We start from the raw sequence: 15,423 nt of genomic DNA on the forward strand, positions 1-15,423 counted from the left end.
CTGCTGATCAGACCGCTGCCGTGCGAACGGCGGGACCACCACGCAGGATGCCGAACACCTCGCGGGCGACGAACCGCTTGAGGCAGCGGATGATCTCCTTCATCGAGCGGCCCTCTGCGGTGCGGCGCTCGACGTACTCCTTGGTCTGCTGATGCCGCTGCAGCCGGCAGATGACGATGCGGTGCAGGGCGCAGTTGGCCTGACGATTGCCGCTGCGATTCAGCCGGTGCCGCACCACTTTGCCCGAGCTGGCCGGTAGCGGATTGACACCACAGAGGGCGGCGAACGAGGCCTCGGATTTCATCCGTTCCTGGTTGTCGCCCACCGCCACGACCAGGGTGGCGGAGATGTCGACACCCACTCAGTAGGTGTTGCGCAACTCGGGGCAGAGCTGCATGGTCAGTTGATCCAGCTGCGCCACGGTGTCCTTGAGCTCCTGATCCAGCTGCTGGATGCGGCGCGCCAGGGTGCGCAGGGTCATCTTGGCGGCCGCCAGAGGGGTGGTGATCTCGCCAGAACGCAGGCCTGCGCAGCTTTCGACCAGCTCCTTTCTCTTGAGCCGCTGCAGCCGTTCCCGCAACGCTGCCGGCGCCGTCACCACGATGGCGTGCAGCTGATTGAGAGCAGCAGTGCGGTTCGCGGTGGCCGAATCCTTGGCCACCTTGAGCATGCGAATCATCTCCACCAAAGCGTCGCCCGCCTTGGGGATGACGCTGGCCGTTCCGGCGATACAGGCCCGTGCTGCGGCCTCCGCATCGATCGTATCGTCCTTGCCAATGCGACGCCGGGTAGAGCGATCTGGCCTGTTCACCTCCACCACTGCCAACCCTGCTGTCTGCAGGGCGCGGCAGAGACCGGCGCCGTAGCAACCGGTGCCTTCTACGGCAAACCCCGGGCAGCTGCCGAATCCATAAGCCCAGCGGATCAGTTTCTGGTAGCCGCTGCGGTTGGCATCGATCTTGAGGGACTAAATCCAGAGGACGATGCTGGCACTGAGCCGCCATTCAAGCTGCCTGCCAAGGATTTGCCCTACCGCCCCAGCCAGCCCCTGCCGCGCCTGCCGCTGCCCCCCTGCAGCCAGCCTGAACTCTTCGATCGCCCCCGAGTAACTGGCCGCTGCTCGGGGGCGTGATGTAATTCCGGGCCAGCGTTGCTGGGTGCCTCAGGCTCCTGGGGATCGGGCTCCGCCACCGCGACCACGTGCTCGGTGGCTGGCACTGCCGTACCTTCCAGTGCTGTTTGCCTGGCCCTCCATTCCTCCTCCGGCCACCGATCGATTCCCAGCGCTGCCGCGGCACCCCTTGCCATGATCCGGCAGTCGAGCTGCTCGTTGCGCGGTCGGACCTTCTCCCATCGGTAGACAGGGAACCCACGGTGCAGGGATTGGCGCAGCTCCTCCGCCGTCAGCCCCTGGAAGTGCTCCTCCGGGTACTCAGGGAAGTGGCAAAATCCACGTGCGAACGGGTCGCCAGGGTTCAGCGGCGGCGGCTGCCGCAGCCAGCCGTAGAGCTCTTGCTTCCCTACGGACACACCCAGAGGCCACAGCCGGATACCACGGAGCACTTTCTTGCCCCGGATCGTTACATCCTGCGGTGTCGGTATTCCCAGGATGCTGGTCAGGTTGTCGCGGCCTTTTGTTGCCATGATTCTTGAATCGTGCTGGCTACGCACCCAGCTGTAAACCGTCTGGCTTTGGTCGCCAGAGTCAACCGCAACCTTGCTGATCTTCAGCGAAGCTCCCACAGCAGTCGGTAACGATCGCCCCAACTCCGCCGCCAGATCACGCCAAACACACGGCACTACCGGGTCAATCTGAATCACAGCAGTATCACCCGGCAACACCACATAATCCACGCTCCAGCTCTCCAGGTTCTGACCCCATGCCACAATCTCCAGCTCAATCCGATCCCGTTGGATGTCAACGCCAGCGGTGACGACGACGCCACCGGCAGGTACTTTGCCCCGCTGATAGGTATCTCGCCTGCGGTAGAGCGCTTCCCAATCCGGCGCCTCGCCGTTTTCCTGCCACGGCAGCGCCAGCACGGTGTTGGTGAACACCCGTAACCGCTGCTCATCATCCTTCGCCTTCTCATACAGCTCCGCAGCATCCGCCCAGCTGAACCATCCCAGTGGGCTGTAAAGGCTGTTGATGTGGTAGCCGTGAATCTTGGCGCCGGGATTCAATGCTTTCCACTGGCCGCCCGCCAGCATTCGTGGCTTGTGCCGTTCCTCGATCAGCACGCCGCATCCTTCACAGGCAAGCGTTGCACCTGCTCTCAAGTCCTTCGGGTCGTAGTGGATCCGGCTCCATTCGAGCACTTGCCGGTGCCCGCAATCAGGACAAGCCACCTGGAACACCCGCTGATCGGATTGTTCCCAGATCGACCAGATGCGTGATCTTGACGCCAGCGTTGGTGTACTGGTGAGCAGCACTTTCTTCCGCGTGAACGTCCTGGTTCTCGCCATCGCCAGGTCCACCGGGTCGCCTTCCCCATCCACGTCGCCCGGGTAGGCATCAATCTCATCCATGAACAGGTCGCGGATCGGCATTGATCGCAACCCCGCTGCGCTGTTTGCGCCGGTGATCATCATGATGCCGCCCGGATATTCCTTGCTCAGCACGGTGTTGCCGCTGTCCCGTTCCCGCGCCGGGCGGATCTTCGCCTTCAGTCGCGGCGCTTCTTCGATCAATGGTGTCACCCGCTGCCGGCTGAACCGCTTCGCCAGGTCAACCGTTGGCTGCACGCACAGCATCGGCCCCGGCGAGGTGTCGATCGTTGCGCCGATCCAGTTGATCCCGCATTCCGTCTTCCCCAGCTGTGCCCCGGCCACCACACACACCTCCTGCACCGGCTCGGAGCGGCTGAGACTCCGCATCACCTCCGCCAGATACGGTGTCCGGCTTGTGCGCCACGGCCCCGGCTCTGAACTCGCCCGAGTGCTCAGCACGCGGAACTGATCCGCCCACTTGTCCACTGGCAGCAGCGGGTCAGGCGTCAGCCCTGCGATCAGGGCACCTATTGCATCCTCAGCAGGGCATGTCACCGGCCAGCCTCTCCAATGCAGTTGTCATCTCGCGCTCCAGCAGGATCGCGATCTCTGCGGCGTCATCCATCGCTGCCAGGTCTGACGCCAGCCGCACCGGCAGTCCCATCAGCCGCTGCAGGATCTGCCGTCCTGCCTCGAACCATGCTTTCTTGATCGCCCGCGCATCCATCAGCTCCATCTCCTCCCGTGCCAGGTCGATCTCCAGCAGTCGCGCACGTAGCTCCGCTGACCGGCGCTCTGATTCAGCTCGTGGCTGCCTGGCGCTGCTGTCATCCGCCTGCGCTTGCGCCTGATCCAGCTCAGCCGCCAGCTTCTCTGCATCCCCGTCTTTTGGCACCTGGCCCCACAGCAGGGATGGCACCGCATCAAGCGGTTCATCCGGCTGCCGCTGAGTGGTTGCCGGTGGCGGTGGCGGCCATGGGCCGGGTGTTGCCGGTGCTGTTGGCTGTGGCAATGGTGGCCGCATTGGCTGCTTGCTTCCGGTCTTCTTTCCTTTGGTTGTTGACTGCCAGTCGGGTATGGCTTCGGTGTTGATCAATACGCTGCGATCCTGGCGTTTCACCCACTCCGGCGCAATCCGCCCTCGCCGGATGCCGGTTGTCACGTTCGCAGCGGTGCATCCCACCTTCTCTGCAAACAGTTTCTGGCTGATCCACGGCATGGTTAAGTCTTCACCAGTGCGCAAATCTCTTTCACCACCTGCCGGCAGCCGTTATAGTCACCTACTCGCAGCATCTCCTGGTACAATCTCCTGTAACTCAGCAGCGCCCAGCCGCGCACTGAGTTGGCGTTAGGTTGTCCAGCTTGCGCTAGATATTGCTGCACGGTTGTCATCACTGCCCCGCAGTTGGCGTCCGGGTAGGTCTGGGCCAGCGCCTCCTTTACCTGCCGTTCACTTGCTCCAGTCAGCAGCCACTCGATCACCGCCTCCACCGGCGGCGGCTCGGCTGGCGTAGTGACAGTGATTTCGCTGATTTCATCCATGATCGCTATAACACTTCAGCTGGTCGCTGGTTGACGCCAGGGAGAGGCTCTTGTCCTGCCTCCTCCAGACGTCATCCAGGGCAGCGCTCAGGAAGTCGCACAGCTCAGGATCATGTCCAACCTGGAAGCTCTCCAGCCGTGGGTTCTGGTTCAGGTTCATGCTGCTCCGCAGCGCTACGGCCCATTCTTCGCTGCGCAGCGTCACGAACTTGGCGTGCGTCCTGGTCACCCTGATGCTGTCATCTCCAAACGTCTCCCGTATCCTGGCGGCCAGTTCCGGCACTCGCCTCACAAAAGTCTGATCCACCAACCACCGGCAGGCGGTCACCTTCCCTGATTGCATCAGCAGCATCATCCGCTCTACGTCGGCATGGGCAGCGGTCCATGTGCTGATCTCCATTCTTGCCGGTCCGATCTTCTCCAGTAGCGCCTCAATCAGATCGGACAAGCTGAACTGCCCACGGGTGAACCCAAACAGCTCCATCCCGTCGCGCTCCAGCTCCTTCACGATTTCGACGGCAGACTCGTGCCGGAAATCTTGCGCATTTCTGCGGCGGATCGGTCGTTTCACCACTGCCTGCTGGATGCAGTCAGGCGGCGCCACTGCATCCACTCGACCATTCAGCAGCGGGTTGACCGGGATCTGCAGCTGGCCAGTCATGGCAAGCATCCTCGGAGATTCGCTTCTCCCCAGTTTAACACCCAGAAGTTAAACTGGGCCAGTTTAACCGGGAAAAGTCTGGCACTAGCGAAAAAGCGAGGAGCCGGGGCCCCGCATGTAACAAACCCTCAGGAAGAACCTATAAGTGCCACCCCCTCGGCTATCCTTGCTCACTACAAGTAACAGTAGGTAGGTATCACTACTCTCGGCATTCCGGGCTATGGCATGGTGGCCGCCTCCTGCCGCTTGCGCTGCTTTGCTTCGCGATGTGCCTGACCGAGCGCCAGTGGCGCCTCTAGGCAACGCCCTAGCAACAAAGCATGTCAGTACGACATCACCTGCCAGCCCTCCAGGTAGCTGACCTTGGTGCGGCCCTGTTCGCGCTGGCGAACCTTGGCGCGATCGAGGGGGGCGGAGAGGGACTGAATCTGCTCGGCGGAGAACGTGCAGGTCATGGCATCGAGGGGGTGAGTGGGAACAGGGTTCGGGATCAGTGGGCGGCGGTTTTCTGCGGCGGTTCGATCAGCACCCAGCAGGGCGGTTCGCTGCAGTGGATGTGATCCGGGGAGGGCCGGCGGCCTGGTTGGCGGGTGATCGGCACCACCCAGCTGGCCAGGCGGGTGGACCAGATGTGACCACTGGGCCTGGGGCTGGTGGGTGTGGTGGTGGAGCTGGCGCTGACGTAGGGGGAGAGATCCATAGCTGTCGTGGTGTGAGGTGGCGACGGACTGAGTGGTGATGGCTCGCAATGGATGACATGGGCCCGCCTCTGCAGCGGACCCGTATCGAGGTGGCCTCTGGCTCCCCGCTCAGTGGATGCGCCAGCTGCGGCGCGACACCAGTTGGACGCCGGCGATCTGGTGGCCGGCCTTCAGTGCTTCCTTGATGGCGGCCTTATCCGGTTGGCTGGTGGTCTTCGTCACCAGCCACTCCTGTGCCAGGGCCTGCTCGTCGTCGATCTCAACGGCCTGGGATTTGCGGCTGCTCAGCTCGTGGTTGGGGAAGGAGAAGCGGGTGGCCCCCGGCTGCAGCCGGGTGAGCACCAGAACGAGGGAGTCCTCAAGGGACTCGGCCCGACCGGCATCGGAGCGGGCGAGATCGGTAAGCCGCTTGGCCTGCTGCTGCCGGTAGGCGGCCTGGCCGCGCAGGTGCTCGATCACCCAGCAGGTGGCATCGGCCTTGGCCGCCAGGGCCTGCTTGTTGCCCTCGTCTGCGAGAAGGGCGGCCTCCAACTCAGCGAGGGCGCGGCTGCGTTGCTCGGGCTCATCGGCCTCCAGCTGCTCGGCCAGCTGGCTGATGACGGTGGTGAGCTCCCGGGCCTCGATGCCCAGCTGCCAGAGGGAGCCGGAGCGGCGGATGGAGGTGGCGGGACCGGCGGCTTCTGGAGCAGCCACAGCTGGGGCAATGCCAGGAGCGACGGCTATGGGGGTGAGAACAGGCATGACAGTGAAAAGGGGATGGGGAACGAAGCGCCAACAGGCGCGGAAGGCTTCAGGGGCAAGAGGCAGAAGCGGGCTTGGCCCAGCGAGCGGCGGATGGGCTGACCTCGACCACGGCGATCGGCACCGGGGAGCGGGAGGCCATGCGGCGGGCTTCTCTCACCAGCGAGGCCGTGCCGGGCCCGCCGGGGAAGGCCACCACCAGCACCGAGGTGGAGACACCAGGTGAGGTGTGGGCCACGGCCCGGGCAACGGCCAGCTCGATGAGCTCCCGATTGCGGATCGGACCGGCAGCCCGGCCATGGCGCTGCCACTCGGCTGGCATGACCAGCGCCGACCAACCCAGCTGATGGGCGGCACGGGCAATGGCGGCATCAGCTCCTCGTGCTCCGCCATGGAGCAGCAGATGAACCAGCCGGCCGCCACTGCGGGCCAGCAGCTCAGCGGCGACCCGCTGATGGGGCCAGGCCAGATCACGGCCGCCGCCAGCCGCGATCACAAGGGAGCTACCGGGGCTCCTTGCGGGCCCGGATGAAGTACAAAAAGCCATGGAATCAGTTGCCGCAGGTGACAACTGATCGGGGCATCATGCCGCTTGTGAGAGTGCGGCGGTGATGGCGAGATCAGGGGATGAGGTTGCCGCAGGCGATGGGCTCGGGGCCTTTGGCGCGACCCACATTCTACCAGTACAAATGCACTTTAGACACTGCAGAGACACTGCGATGACTTGGATCTGAGGGGTTCTGGCTCATGCTCACGGACCTCGAATGGGTGACAGCCAGCTGGCCATCTTTGCGGCCGGCCTGGGGCTCAGGCCTGATGGACAGCCGCGCAGCCGCGCGAGGTATCCCAAGGCCACCGGCGCTCCTGATCTATCACCTACCGGCCGGATGAGTGGCGGCACCGCAGCCGCGGGAAAGCTGCTGGGCAGGCGTGACCTGAGCAAGCCCATCCCGGCGGCGGCGAGGGGAGATCAGATTCACGCGAGCGCAAGGGTCGGCGCAGCCGACTTGCCTGCCCTTGCGCCGCGTGACACCCTGCATCCCCGCCGCCGGGTGGTCTCAGTCCTTCTGCTCTTGAGGCGCCTTCTTTTTGAGCGGCCAACTGCAAGAGATGCAAGAGAAAGTCCCGGGCTGCTTCAGGCAGATCAATCACCGGCTTACGTGCCCAGCGACCACCGACGGGCTCCGCTGAGCGGCCTAAAACCCTTGAAAGGCCAACAGGAGGCGAGTTTCTCTTGCACTTTCTCTTGCATGTCAAAAAACAAGGGCCCCCGGTTTCGCCGAGAACCCTTACGGTGACTAATCGGGGCGACAGGATTCGAACCTGCGACCTAGTGCTCCCAAAGCTCGCTTTTGCCTTTCTGTGAGAAGCCAGGAGCAGTCTCGGATCTTGCCCAAAAAGCATTGCCAGCACTGCTTTCCACCCTGCCAACTCTTGGCAGTCCATGCCGCTGCATGCCAACCTGTGGGGCGGAATCTCTCCCAGAATCTCTCCCATGCCCCGCCCGAGTGTCTGGGTAACGGTCCTGAGGGCTGGTCTCTCCCACAGCCTCTCCCAGGAGGGCTGCCGCTCCGGAATCACGGTCAATGAGAAGCGGGGTAAGGCCCGGGTCAATATCTCCGAGGCCCTGGGCGATGGCCGCCGCAGGCAGGTGCCGCTGCCGATCGACTGGGCACCAGAGAATGTTGATGCGATCCGAGAAGCCGCCCTCGCCATCTATCGCGGCCTTGTCGCTGGCCAGCCAGTTGAGGTCGCCATCGAAGCCGTGGCAGGGGAGCCGGAAGCCGGCATCAGCAACGCTGGGCCCATCAGCTGGCCCGCCTTGATCGAGGCGTTCCGCGAGCGCAAGCTGGGCAGTGGCGAGATCAAGCCAACGACGTGGACCAACATCTACGCCCGGCGCATGAAGGTGATCCTGGCTGCGGTTGATCGAGCCGAGACGCCTGTGCAGTTGCTGGAGGCCATCACGGCTCCTTGGGCCAGCCAGCCTGGTTGTCGCGGTCGGCAACTCCAGGTGCAGCAGACCGCCGCGATCCTCCGTTGGGGAGTCGATACGGGCCGCCTGCCGGCTGAGTGGGCACCGCCGCTGGATCTCAGCCCCTATGTGGGGCGTAAACGGGAGGCTGCTGCCGTCACGACGCCTCTTGCCGTTGGGGAGATCCTGGCCCTTGTGGAGACGATCCCCGATTCGAAGTGGCGCTATGCCTTTCAACTGCTCTCCGCCTATGGGCTCAGACCGGAAGAACTGCAGCACCTTGAACTTCGTGGTGGGCGACTGTGGTGCACCTACTCGAAGATCTCCAGTCGTGGCAGGACCGAACCCAGGCCGCTCAGGCTCTTGCCCTGCGATCCATGGGCAGCTGAGTGGAACCTTGAAGCCAACTACCAAGCTGATCGATTGCCGCCCATGAAACCCGGACTCGGAGCCGATGCCATGGGCCTCTACATGCGCCGCCGAGGACTTTGGACTGAACTTCGGCAGCGGTATGAGGCCGAAGGAGAAAAGCTGGTGCTCTATTCCTGCCGCCATGCTTACGCGCACCGCGCCCACACCCTCTGCTCAATGCTGCCCACCAAGTTTGTGGCGGCTGCCATGGGCCATAGCCTTGAAACACACCTCGCCGCTTACAGCCGCTGGATCGGAGACGATGAAGTGGACGCAGCATTTGAGCGGGCAGCCCAGCGGATGGAGCAGCTCAAAGCCGGCTGAGGCTTCGGGCATTGCTGGCAAGCCTTGAAGCCAACATCGCCACATACTTGTATTCCTTGATTGGTCGCGATTCAGAACCGATCAGATCATTCATCGCTCCACCAGCTTCCAGAACCCCCACTTCGCCCCATAGATGTCGTACAGGCGTTCCACGTAGGCCGAGTGATCGGGATGCACCTGCCAGTCGTCGATGCGGGCAGCCAGCTGTTCACAGCTGCGCAGCTGCTCGGCGGCGTAGCGGTAGCGCTTGGCTCGCCCCATCCACAACGCAAAGAACACCATCGGCCGCAACAGCAGCGTGGCGGCGAGTGGATAGTCCTTACTCAGGCGTTCCGCGGCGGCGCTGTGAATCGCGTAGGCATCCCCCTCCCACTCGTCCTCATGGGCCAGCACATGGCGTGCGGCGAGGGCCAGTGCCGGCCATTCCACCAGGAAGTGCAGGCCTAGCAGGCTGATCGGATGCTGCTCGGCCACCTGCAGGGCCCGCTCTTCCGCTTCCACATCCTCAAAGTCTTCAAGGCGCTTGAGGTAGTCGCGCAGGTGCGGGATCGAGAGGGTCCTGCTGAACCACTGCCAGCGCATCTCCTGGGCTTCCACCTGGCGATTCAGGGCCTCGAGCACGGCGATGCGGCTGTCGTGCCACTGCGAATCCTCAAAACCTGCGGCGTCTTCTGTCGCTTCATCGAGGATCTCCAGGGCCTGCTCCGCCCGCCCGGAAGTCAGAAGGTGTTGGGCCACGGTGGCGGCGATGTCGCGCCAGCGCAGATCCTCCGCAGTGAACTGGGCCAGGTAGCCATCCACATCACCGCGGGCCACGGCGATCTGGAGAAGGTGGGTGTTGCCGTCGTGGGCGCCATGCTGGCGGCAGTAGCTCCCCAGCAGCTTCAGGCCCCAGTCGCCCAGGGCGTCTTTCAGCGCTGGCACCAACGCATCGAACTGCTCATAAGTGTTCTCGGCCAGCAGCTCAGCGGCATCTTGCGCCAGTGTTTCCGGCTCCAGCTGGGCGGCCTGGGCCAGCGGGCCCAGCTGCTCGGCGCCCCGCTCGAATACCCCGATCACCGCCCCGGTGGTGTCTGTGCAGCGCGCCAGCACACCCTCGGAGAGTTCAAGGAAACGCAGTAGGAGATCGCATGCCTGCCTGGGATCACCGGCCGCGATCGGACCGATGATCGCCTGGAGCTGCGCCTCCAGATCAGCCACGAGGGCTTTGCGTCTGGCCGAATCCACAAAGGTGCTGGCCCGGTCGATCGCGGTCAGGCGTTTGCGCACTTCCTGAACGGCGCCATCGACCCCCTCGGCAGCGGCCAGGGCAAGGCGCAGCCGCCGCTGGATCACGGCGTTGCCACCGCTCACCTCGATCAACAGCTCAGCCAGCGCTGCAGCACCCAGGGCTTCCAGGTTCTTGGCGTTGAGGGTGCGCTTGCTGGCCACCGCCCTAAGCCAGTGCTGGACTCAGGCCCAGGACAGCGGCGGCTTGCTGCATCCGTCCGTCGAAGCTGGCCAGGTGGGAGCAGCGGCTGTGGAGGGCCACGGCCAGATGCAGGGCATCACCGGCCCGCAGGCCGAGCCCTGGATCCTGCAGCAGCTCGGCCGCCTGGCGAAAGCGACCGCGGTCCAGCGAACGCAGCTCAACGCCGCCCTGCAGCAGTCGCTCGAACTGCTCTCCTGCGGCCGCTCGAGCCTCCTGGCTGAGGCCATGCTGGCGCTGCTTGATGCCCAGGGCGCTGTGGGTCTCGGTGATCAGCCAGTCGCTGCTGATCAATGGTTCGCGGCACTGCTCAAACCAGTTCAGCGCCAGGGGGCTGCGTTCTTCCGGGGTCAGCAGGGCCACCACCACGCTGGTGTCGAGGTAAATCATTGATGGCCCGCCATCACCAGCGCTCACCGGCGCGGCACTCCTCGATCACCGATGGGGTGAGGGGCATGGTGGCCTGCAGTTGGCGCAGATCGGCGGCAAGAGCAGAGCGATCCAGCCGCTGCAAAGGCTCCAGGCTCAGTCGGCCGTCGGCCCCGACGACGATCTCGATCTGATCACCCTCCTGCAGGCCGGCCTGACGCAGGCAATCGGCGGGGAGCCGCACCGCCAGGCTGTTGCCCCAGCGGCGGATCGCTTGCTGGAAGTGCCGGCCGGCATCAACAGAATGGTCACTGGGCTGGGACTGCGCCAAAGGAGCCAGCTCGGCCGCAGTCGGCCTGTTGTAGATACACGACTCTACATCCAGTTTGAGTGGTTCAGCGCTGGAGATGCCGCCGGCTCCAACCGGTGATCGTGGCCTCCACGTTTTCAAGGTGCCACTGCAGCGGGCCCCGGCCCTGGGTGCATCCCCAGCGGCGGTAGTGCTTGCCGGGTGTGAGCACCCCCCGCAACCGCAGCTGGCGGAGGGTTTCGCGGCTCATGCCCAGCGCTGCGCAGGCTTCTGCCGTCGTGACCCAGACCCTCTGGCGCCCAGATGTGGGTGGTGTGGTCTGACTCTCCATCAGCCCAGCTCCCGCACCACGTCAACAACGGCGGGGTTCCAGAGGATCTGATAGCCGCTGTGCCCCTGGCGGCAATACGGCAGTGCTTCTCCCCAGTGCCGGCCGGCATCGGTGAGCTCCCACTCCCCACGCTGGTTGCGGACCTGCAGCCCGCAGGCGGCGAGGTGTTGGTTCGTGTCCTTGGCCTTCATGCCCAGCAACTGCCCGAGCCCAGTGGGATTGAGGGAGCAGATCGGCTGCTCCGCTGCCGGCAGCGCCCGCCGCAGGGTTTCGGTCGCCAGCCCGGTGTTCTCCTGGATGCAGGTGAGCGTGGCAGCCATGGCGATGCCGGGTTTCACGCCGGGGACCTGGGCCACGGCCTGACCGATCAGCAGCAGGGCGCTGACGCTGTCCTGCTGCGCTGCTGGCAGGGCGGCCAGAGCACCGGGGATGGCATAGCGGCCGGTACGGCGGATGGTGGGCAGCACCTCGTGGGTGACCCAGCGCTTGAAACGCCTGGCCTCCGGCTTGCGGCTGCCTATCACCAGATTGTAGAGACCCGGCTCGTTGACGGTGGTCATGACCTGCTCGCCGCCAGGGGTGTCAGTTGAAATGACACCCTTCTCGTCGTCATCCAAGCGGCTCATGGCCTGACGTGGATTGCCGATGCCCAGCACGCTGCAGACATCGGCGGCGACGAACCAGGGTTGGCCCTTCTCATCGGTGATGACCCGGACCTGAAGGCCCTCGAACTCGAAGGGCACCAGGGGGGATTCGTTGCTGCTCATGGGACCTGACTCGGTGTGACAGGGGTGGATCCGCCGGTGGCCATGTCAGCTGCGGAGGTGATGAAGGTGCGAGAGGTTGTTGGTGCCGGCGTGAGCCGCGGCGGGACTGGCCCAGCGATCACCAGCAGCAGGGTGCTCAGCTGGAAAACCAGGACCAGCAGCACCAGCCGGTACAGGTCTCGCAGGCTGCTCACATAGACGGTGGTGGTGGGCCGGCGGGTGCGGCAGAAGGCCGGCAGCTGGGGTTTGCCCCCCTGGAGGCGTCCGCCGCCAACACCGCCGCGGACACTGTGGAGGTGGGTCATCAGAACGGTGCCTCCTCGTCGTCATCGGCGGCCCAGTCACTGGTGCCGGAGCCGGTGGATGTGTTGACCGCGGAGTAGCCGTCGAGCTCGTCGAAGCCGTCGGTGGGATCCACCTGCTCGTAGGGCACGAACTCGACCACCTGGATGGCCCGCGGCTGGAAGGTCATGCCGCAGCCGTTCTCGCCGTCCCAGTCGTAGATGTCGAAGGCGATGATCACCTTGGAGCCGTTGCCGATGGCGGCCCCATCCCAGGACTGCTTTTTCGCATCGACGATGCGGGGCCCCTCGGAGAGGGAGCCATCGCGCCGCTGGAACTGCGGGATCTTGAAGCGCACCACGGTGAGCTCGCTGGGCTTGTCCTTGTCGGCCTTCCAGGGGAAGCCCTTCTCCGCACGGCGTTTGCGGCTGCCGTGCAAGGCGATGAACTGATCCTCCATCGCCAGCAGGAAGGATTGCGCCCTCTCGTCGGCGTTGGGCAGCAGCAGGTCGCAGGTCCAGGCCAGCGGTTTGCTCTTGTCGAGCTGATGCCTTGGGGTGATCAGATGGGCCCAGCGCACGGCGGCGAGGGGCGTGCGGAACAGGTCCTTAGCCATGGTGTGAATCGGGTGAAACGGTCGGTTGATCGAAGGGAGGAAGCGGCGGCAGGCCAAAGCGCTCCCGCAGCAGGTGGTGCACCGCTCCGCTGGCGGAGAGGTTGCGGGCCTCCATCAGCTCGCGGATCCGCAGATAGACATCGGTGCGCACCTGGGTCTGGATGAAGTGGCGGCCGGCCACTGAGCGGGGCTGCTCGCCGTAGCGACGGGGCGGCCTGGGGCGATGGCTCGGGCTCATGGGGCAGACGGCGTGGGAACGACATCCGGCTCCATGCCCTGGCATTCCTCGAGGAAGCGCTCGATGAAGTCGCCATGCCTGTGCTGGGTGATGCGATCACCGATCGAGCGAGCGCTGCGGGGCACCTGGAAGTGCTCGCGGAAGGCATTGGTCAGCTCACGGCGGGAGGCCTGGGGCAGATCCAGCACGCGGCGGTGGTAGCCGCTGATCTCCTCAGCAGTGAGGGGAAGCAGTGCTGGGTCGCCACCTTCATCGGGGTTGGCGCTGCTGCCGGCCCGGGCCTCGACCTGCTGGCCTGAAGCTTGTGCCTCGCCATCGGGCTCCGGCCGAGCCACAGCCGTCAGCGATCCGTCAGACTTGTCGACTTCACATAGTTCTGCAATGTCACAGGGCTTTGCAGCCTGAGCCTGTGGGGATACAGGAATGCCCAGCAGCATGGCCAGCATCAAGCCGGTCATTCCGGCCAGATCGCCGGTTTCGTCGGCCCAGGCCTCACTGCTGAGCTCAGCGCCAGCGGCGTGCCTCACCGTGACCTGCAGCCTGGAGCGACCCTGCTGCTCGTCCAGTTGGGCGGACCAGCCGATGCCCTGGCGGAAAGCAGGGCGGGCAGCCTCCGCGACGGCGCCCAGGTCGGGGCAGGGGATGGCGGGCACTTCGGCCTGGAAGCAGGCCAGAGCGTGGGTGAGCTGTTGCTCAGGGGGTTGATGGCACAGGCCCTCCGCGGGCCTGGATGGTGTGACCATGGGGGATCAGATCGGGCGGTTGCCCGCTGATCCGGATCTTAGAGCTTTCTACTAGAAGCCGCATCAGTAGCGGCTGTTAATTCCTAGCCATCAGGCTGTGACGGGCTTCTTGCCCTTGCCGTTGCCGGGTTTGCGCGGCTGGCGGTTGGCAGTCTCCCACTGATCAAGCCAGCGCTTGGGCTGATACAGGTCGGCCTCGATCCAGAGGGGGGCCAGCTCCTCTGGCTTGTAGTCGCCAAAACCGGTGAGGACGGCGTAGAAGCGCTTGCGGTGCTCATCGCTGGCTTCTGCCGCCAGGGCGGTGATGGCCTCGCTGGGCTCGAGCTCGCACTCATCGACGACCCGCCGCAGCTGGTTGCGCCACTTGGCCGACAGCTCGGTGGCCTTGCGCTGGCCGATGGTGGGGGCTGGAGTGGTGCGGAACGCATCCGGCACCTCGCGCAGGCCGCAATAGCAGGCCCAGAATTCCAGTGGTGTCCAGACCGGGCAGTCGCTGTCCCCGATGGCAACCGCGCCCTTCAGCTTCTCCTTGATCGCCTGATCCTTGAGCGAGCCCCACTCCTCATTGGCGATCCGGCGGTTGAGTTCCCCCAGTTGCCAGAAGGCCTTCTGGCGCAGCTCGCCGGCCTTGCCCTGCTCGATCACCGAGAGGTTGCCGTAGGAGATCGTCTCGAAGCCAACCTCTTCCGCCCAGCTGCAGGCGGTGTACTGGGTCCAGCCGTTGCGTCTGCGCCAGTTCAGCAGCATTCGTCCGAATGCAGCGCGGTTCTCCTCCTGGTGCTCAAGCAGCTCCGCGTAGGTGATCGCCACGTTCTGAACTCCGAGTTCTTAGCGAGAAGCTAAGACAAACTTGGCACGCGCAGCCATAGCCTGTCATGTCTTGGCATGTCAGGACCGGTCAGTACCAAGCCTGTTGAGGATGCGCTTGGCCTGTTGCCCAGTGATCGCTTTACTTGTTTCCGCCTGCAATCTCAAAGCCAATGTGTAGGGATGCTCGCCGGGGTGGAGCTGGGCCAGCCGCCTGAGCCGCCGCTGCAGTTCTGCCGGATCCATCAGTGGCTCAGCCGCATCGATCTGGTCACGGCGAGCGACTGCTCGGCTTCCTCGATGGAGCGGCAGACGGCCGACACACCCCCAAGCCGCTCCACCAGCTGCAGAAAGGCCCGCTGCTCAGCGCTGACGACACCGTGGGGCGTCTTGATCTCAAGGGCGACGAACTGGGCGATCCGCTGGCCCACCATCTCGGGTGTGACCTCCAGCATTCGCAGGCCGATCAGGTCGCTACTGCCCTTACAGAGCCCAAAGCGCACCAGCCGGCCTTGTTGGTCGACCAGGGCACCGGTGTTGTTGCGCCAGAGCCGCACCGACCCCCGGCCGCAGGCCAGGCGGATGCGCTGCTGGATCTCGTATTCGTTGGGGGAGGGGGCCATGCCCCCTGTTGCCGTGTTGCCTGG

At 64.7% G+C, this 15,423-nt stretch carries 22 protein-coding genes; 1 reads left to right on the top strand and 21 read right to left on the bottom strand.

The features are described from left to right. Positions 1–7: 7 nt before the first annotated feature. From CJZ82_RS09125 to CJZ82_RS09165, 10 genes are all read right to left on the bottom strand, one after another. Complete coding sequence (locus CJZ82_RS09125; protein ID WP_094555465.1) at positions 8–361, bottom strand: transposase; 354 nt, start codon at positions 359–361, stop codon at positions 8–10. Further along, positions 362–958 (bottom strand): transposase, encoded by a 597-nt coding sequence (locus CJZ82_RS09130; RefSeq protein WP_094555466.1) that lies wholly within the window; start codon positions 956–958, stop codon positions 362–364. It abuts the gene before it with no gap. Positions 959–1,029: 71 nt separating this feature from the next. Further along, positions 1,030–3,045 carry a phage terminase large subunit family protein gene (locus CJZ82_RS09135; protein WP_094555467.1) on the bottom strand — a complete coding sequence of 672 codons (2,016 nt, stop codon included), beginning with the start codon at positions 3,043–3,045 and terminating at the stop codon, positions 1,030–1,032. Beyond that, positions 3,029–3,409, bottom strand: coding sequence for a hypothetical protein (locus tag CJZ82_RS09140; RefSeq protein WP_094555468.1), 381 nt, complete (start codon positions 3,407–3,409; stop codon positions 3,029–3,031). Before CJZ82_RS09140 ends, CJZ82_RS09135 begins: the two co-directional genes overlap by 17 nt. A gap of 302 nt (positions 3,410–3,711) precedes the next feature. After that, complete coding sequence (locus CJZ82_RS09145) at positions 3,712–4,032, bottom strand: hypothetical protein (protein ID WP_094555469.1); 321 nt, start codon at positions 4,030–4,032, stop codon at positions 3,712–3,714. Further along, positions 4,025–4,693, bottom strand: a complete 669-nt coding sequence (locus CJZ82_RS09150) for a hypothetical protein (RefSeq protein ID WP_143593598.1) — start codon at positions 4,691–4,693, stop codon at positions 4,025–4,027. The genes CJZ82_RS09145 and CJZ82_RS09150 overlap by 8 nt, the downstream gene beginning before the upstream one ends. 323 nt (positions 4,694–5,016) lie before the next feature. Beyond that, positions 5,017–5,148, bottom strand: coding sequence for an RAD52 family DNA repair protein (locus CJZ82_RS18945; RefSeq protein WP_233130156.1), 132 nt, complete (start codon positions 5,146–5,148; stop codon positions 5,017–5,019). Between the two features lie 35 nt (positions 5,149–5,183). Continuing rightward, positions 5,184–5,393 (bottom strand): hypothetical protein, encoded by a 210-nt coding sequence (locus CJZ82_RS09155; RefSeq protein WP_094555471.1) that lies wholly within the window; start codon positions 5,391–5,393, stop codon positions 5,184–5,186. A gap of 109 nt (positions 5,394–5,502) precedes the next feature. Further along, the gene (locus CJZ82_RS09160) at positions 5,503–6,135 is read right to left on the bottom strand and encodes a siphovirus Gp157 family protein (RefSeq protein ID WP_094555472.1); all 633 of its coding nucleotides are present in this window, start codon (positions 6,133–6,135) and stop codon (positions 5,503–5,505) included. Between the two features lie 49 nt (positions 6,136–6,184). Next, on the bottom strand, positions 6,185–6,682 hold the full coding sequence (locus CJZ82_RS09165) for an SLOG family protein (RefSeq protein WP_143593599.1): 498 nt from the start codon (positions 6,680–6,682) through the stop codon (positions 6,185–6,187). 948 nt (positions 6,683–7,630) lie between these two features. Here CJZ82_RS09165 and CJZ82_RS09170 point away from each other — a divergent pair. Beyond that, entirely contained in the window at positions 7,631–8,845 is a 1,215-nt protein-coding gene (locus CJZ82_RS09170) for a hypothetical protein (RefSeq protein ID WP_094555474.1), read from the top strand. A 90-nt stretch (positions 8,846–8,935) separates the two neighbouring features. Here the strand turns inward: CJZ82_RS09170 and CJZ82_RS09175 are convergent, their stop codons facing one another. From CJZ82_RS09175 to CJZ82_RS09220, 11 genes are all read right to left on the bottom strand, one after another. Beyond that, the gene (locus tag CJZ82_RS09175; RefSeq protein ID WP_094555475.1) at positions 8,936–10,276 is read right to left on the bottom strand and encodes a DUF6880 family protein; all 1,341 of its coding nucleotides are present in this window, start codon (positions 10,274–10,276) and stop codon (positions 8,936–8,938) included. A 4-nt stretch (positions 10,277–10,280) separates the two neighbouring features. Further along, positions 10,281–10,730 carry a type II toxin-antitoxin system VapC family toxin gene (locus CJZ82_RS09180; protein ID WP_233130157.1) on the bottom strand — a complete coding sequence of 150 codons (450 nt, stop codon included), beginning with the start codon at positions 10,728–10,730 and terminating at the stop codon, positions 10,281–10,283. Next, complete coding sequence (locus CJZ82_RS09185; RefSeq protein ID WP_094555477.1) at positions 10,717–11,013, bottom strand: AbrB/MazE/SpoVT family DNA-binding domain-containing protein; 297 nt, start codon at positions 11,011–11,013, stop codon at positions 10,717–10,719. The genes CJZ82_RS09180 and CJZ82_RS09185 overlap by 14 nt, the downstream gene beginning before the upstream one ends. A 64-nt stretch (positions 11,014–11,077) precedes the next feature. Then, positions 11,078–11,323, bottom strand: a complete 246-nt coding sequence (locus CJZ82_RS17835; protein ID WP_143593600.1) for a helix-turn-helix domain-containing protein — start codon at positions 11,321–11,323, stop codon at positions 11,078–11,080. Then, positions 11,323–12,090, bottom strand: a complete 768-nt coding sequence (locus tag CJZ82_RS09190; protein ID WP_094555478.1) for a Bro-N domain-containing protein — start codon at positions 12,088–12,090, stop codon at positions 11,323–11,325. The genes CJZ82_RS17835 and CJZ82_RS09190 overlap by 1 nt, the downstream gene beginning before the upstream one ends. Then, a complete protein-coding gene (locus tag CJZ82_RS09195; RefSeq protein WP_094555479.1) occupies positions 12,087–12,395 on the bottom strand; it encodes a hypothetical protein in 309 nt (102 codons plus the stop codon). The genes CJZ82_RS09190 and CJZ82_RS09195 overlap by 4 nt, the downstream gene beginning before the upstream one ends. Next, a complete protein-coding gene (locus CJZ82_RS09200; protein ID WP_094555480.1) occupies positions 12,395–12,988 on the bottom strand; it encodes a hypothetical protein in 594 nt (197 codons plus the stop codon). Before CJZ82_RS09200 ends, CJZ82_RS09195 begins: the two co-directional genes overlap by 1 nt. Continuing rightward, complete coding sequence (locus CJZ82_RS09205; protein ID WP_094555481.1) at positions 12,981–13,226, bottom strand: hypothetical protein; 246 nt, start codon at positions 13,224–13,226, stop codon at positions 12,981–12,983. The genes CJZ82_RS09200 and CJZ82_RS09205 overlap by 8 nt, the downstream gene beginning before the upstream one ends. Further along, a complete protein-coding gene (locus CJZ82_RS09210) occupies positions 13,223–13,969 on the bottom strand; it encodes a hypothetical protein (protein WP_094555482.1) in 747 nt (248 codons plus the stop codon). Before CJZ82_RS09210 ends, CJZ82_RS09205 begins: the two co-directional genes overlap by 4 nt. A gap of 90 nt (positions 13,970–14,059) precedes the next feature. After that, positions 14,060–14,779 (bottom strand): hypothetical protein, encoded by a 720-nt coding sequence (locus CJZ82_RS09215; RefSeq protein WP_094555483.1) that lies wholly within the window; start codon positions 14,777–14,779, stop codon positions 14,060–14,062. 242 nt (positions 14,780–15,021) lie between these two features. Further along, positions 15,022–15,399, bottom strand: coding sequence for a VRR-NUC domain-containing protein (locus tag CJZ82_RS09220; RefSeq protein ID WP_094555484.1), 378 nt, complete (start codon positions 15,397–15,399; stop codon positions 15,022–15,024). Between the last annotated feature and the right edge of the window lie 24 nt (positions 15,400–15,423).

Origin of the sequence: Synechococcus sp. 1G10 (genome assembly GCF_002252625.1) — a bacterium.
GTDB lineage: Bacteria > Cyanobacteriota > Cyanobacteriia > PCC-6307 > Cyanobiaceae > Regnicoccus_A.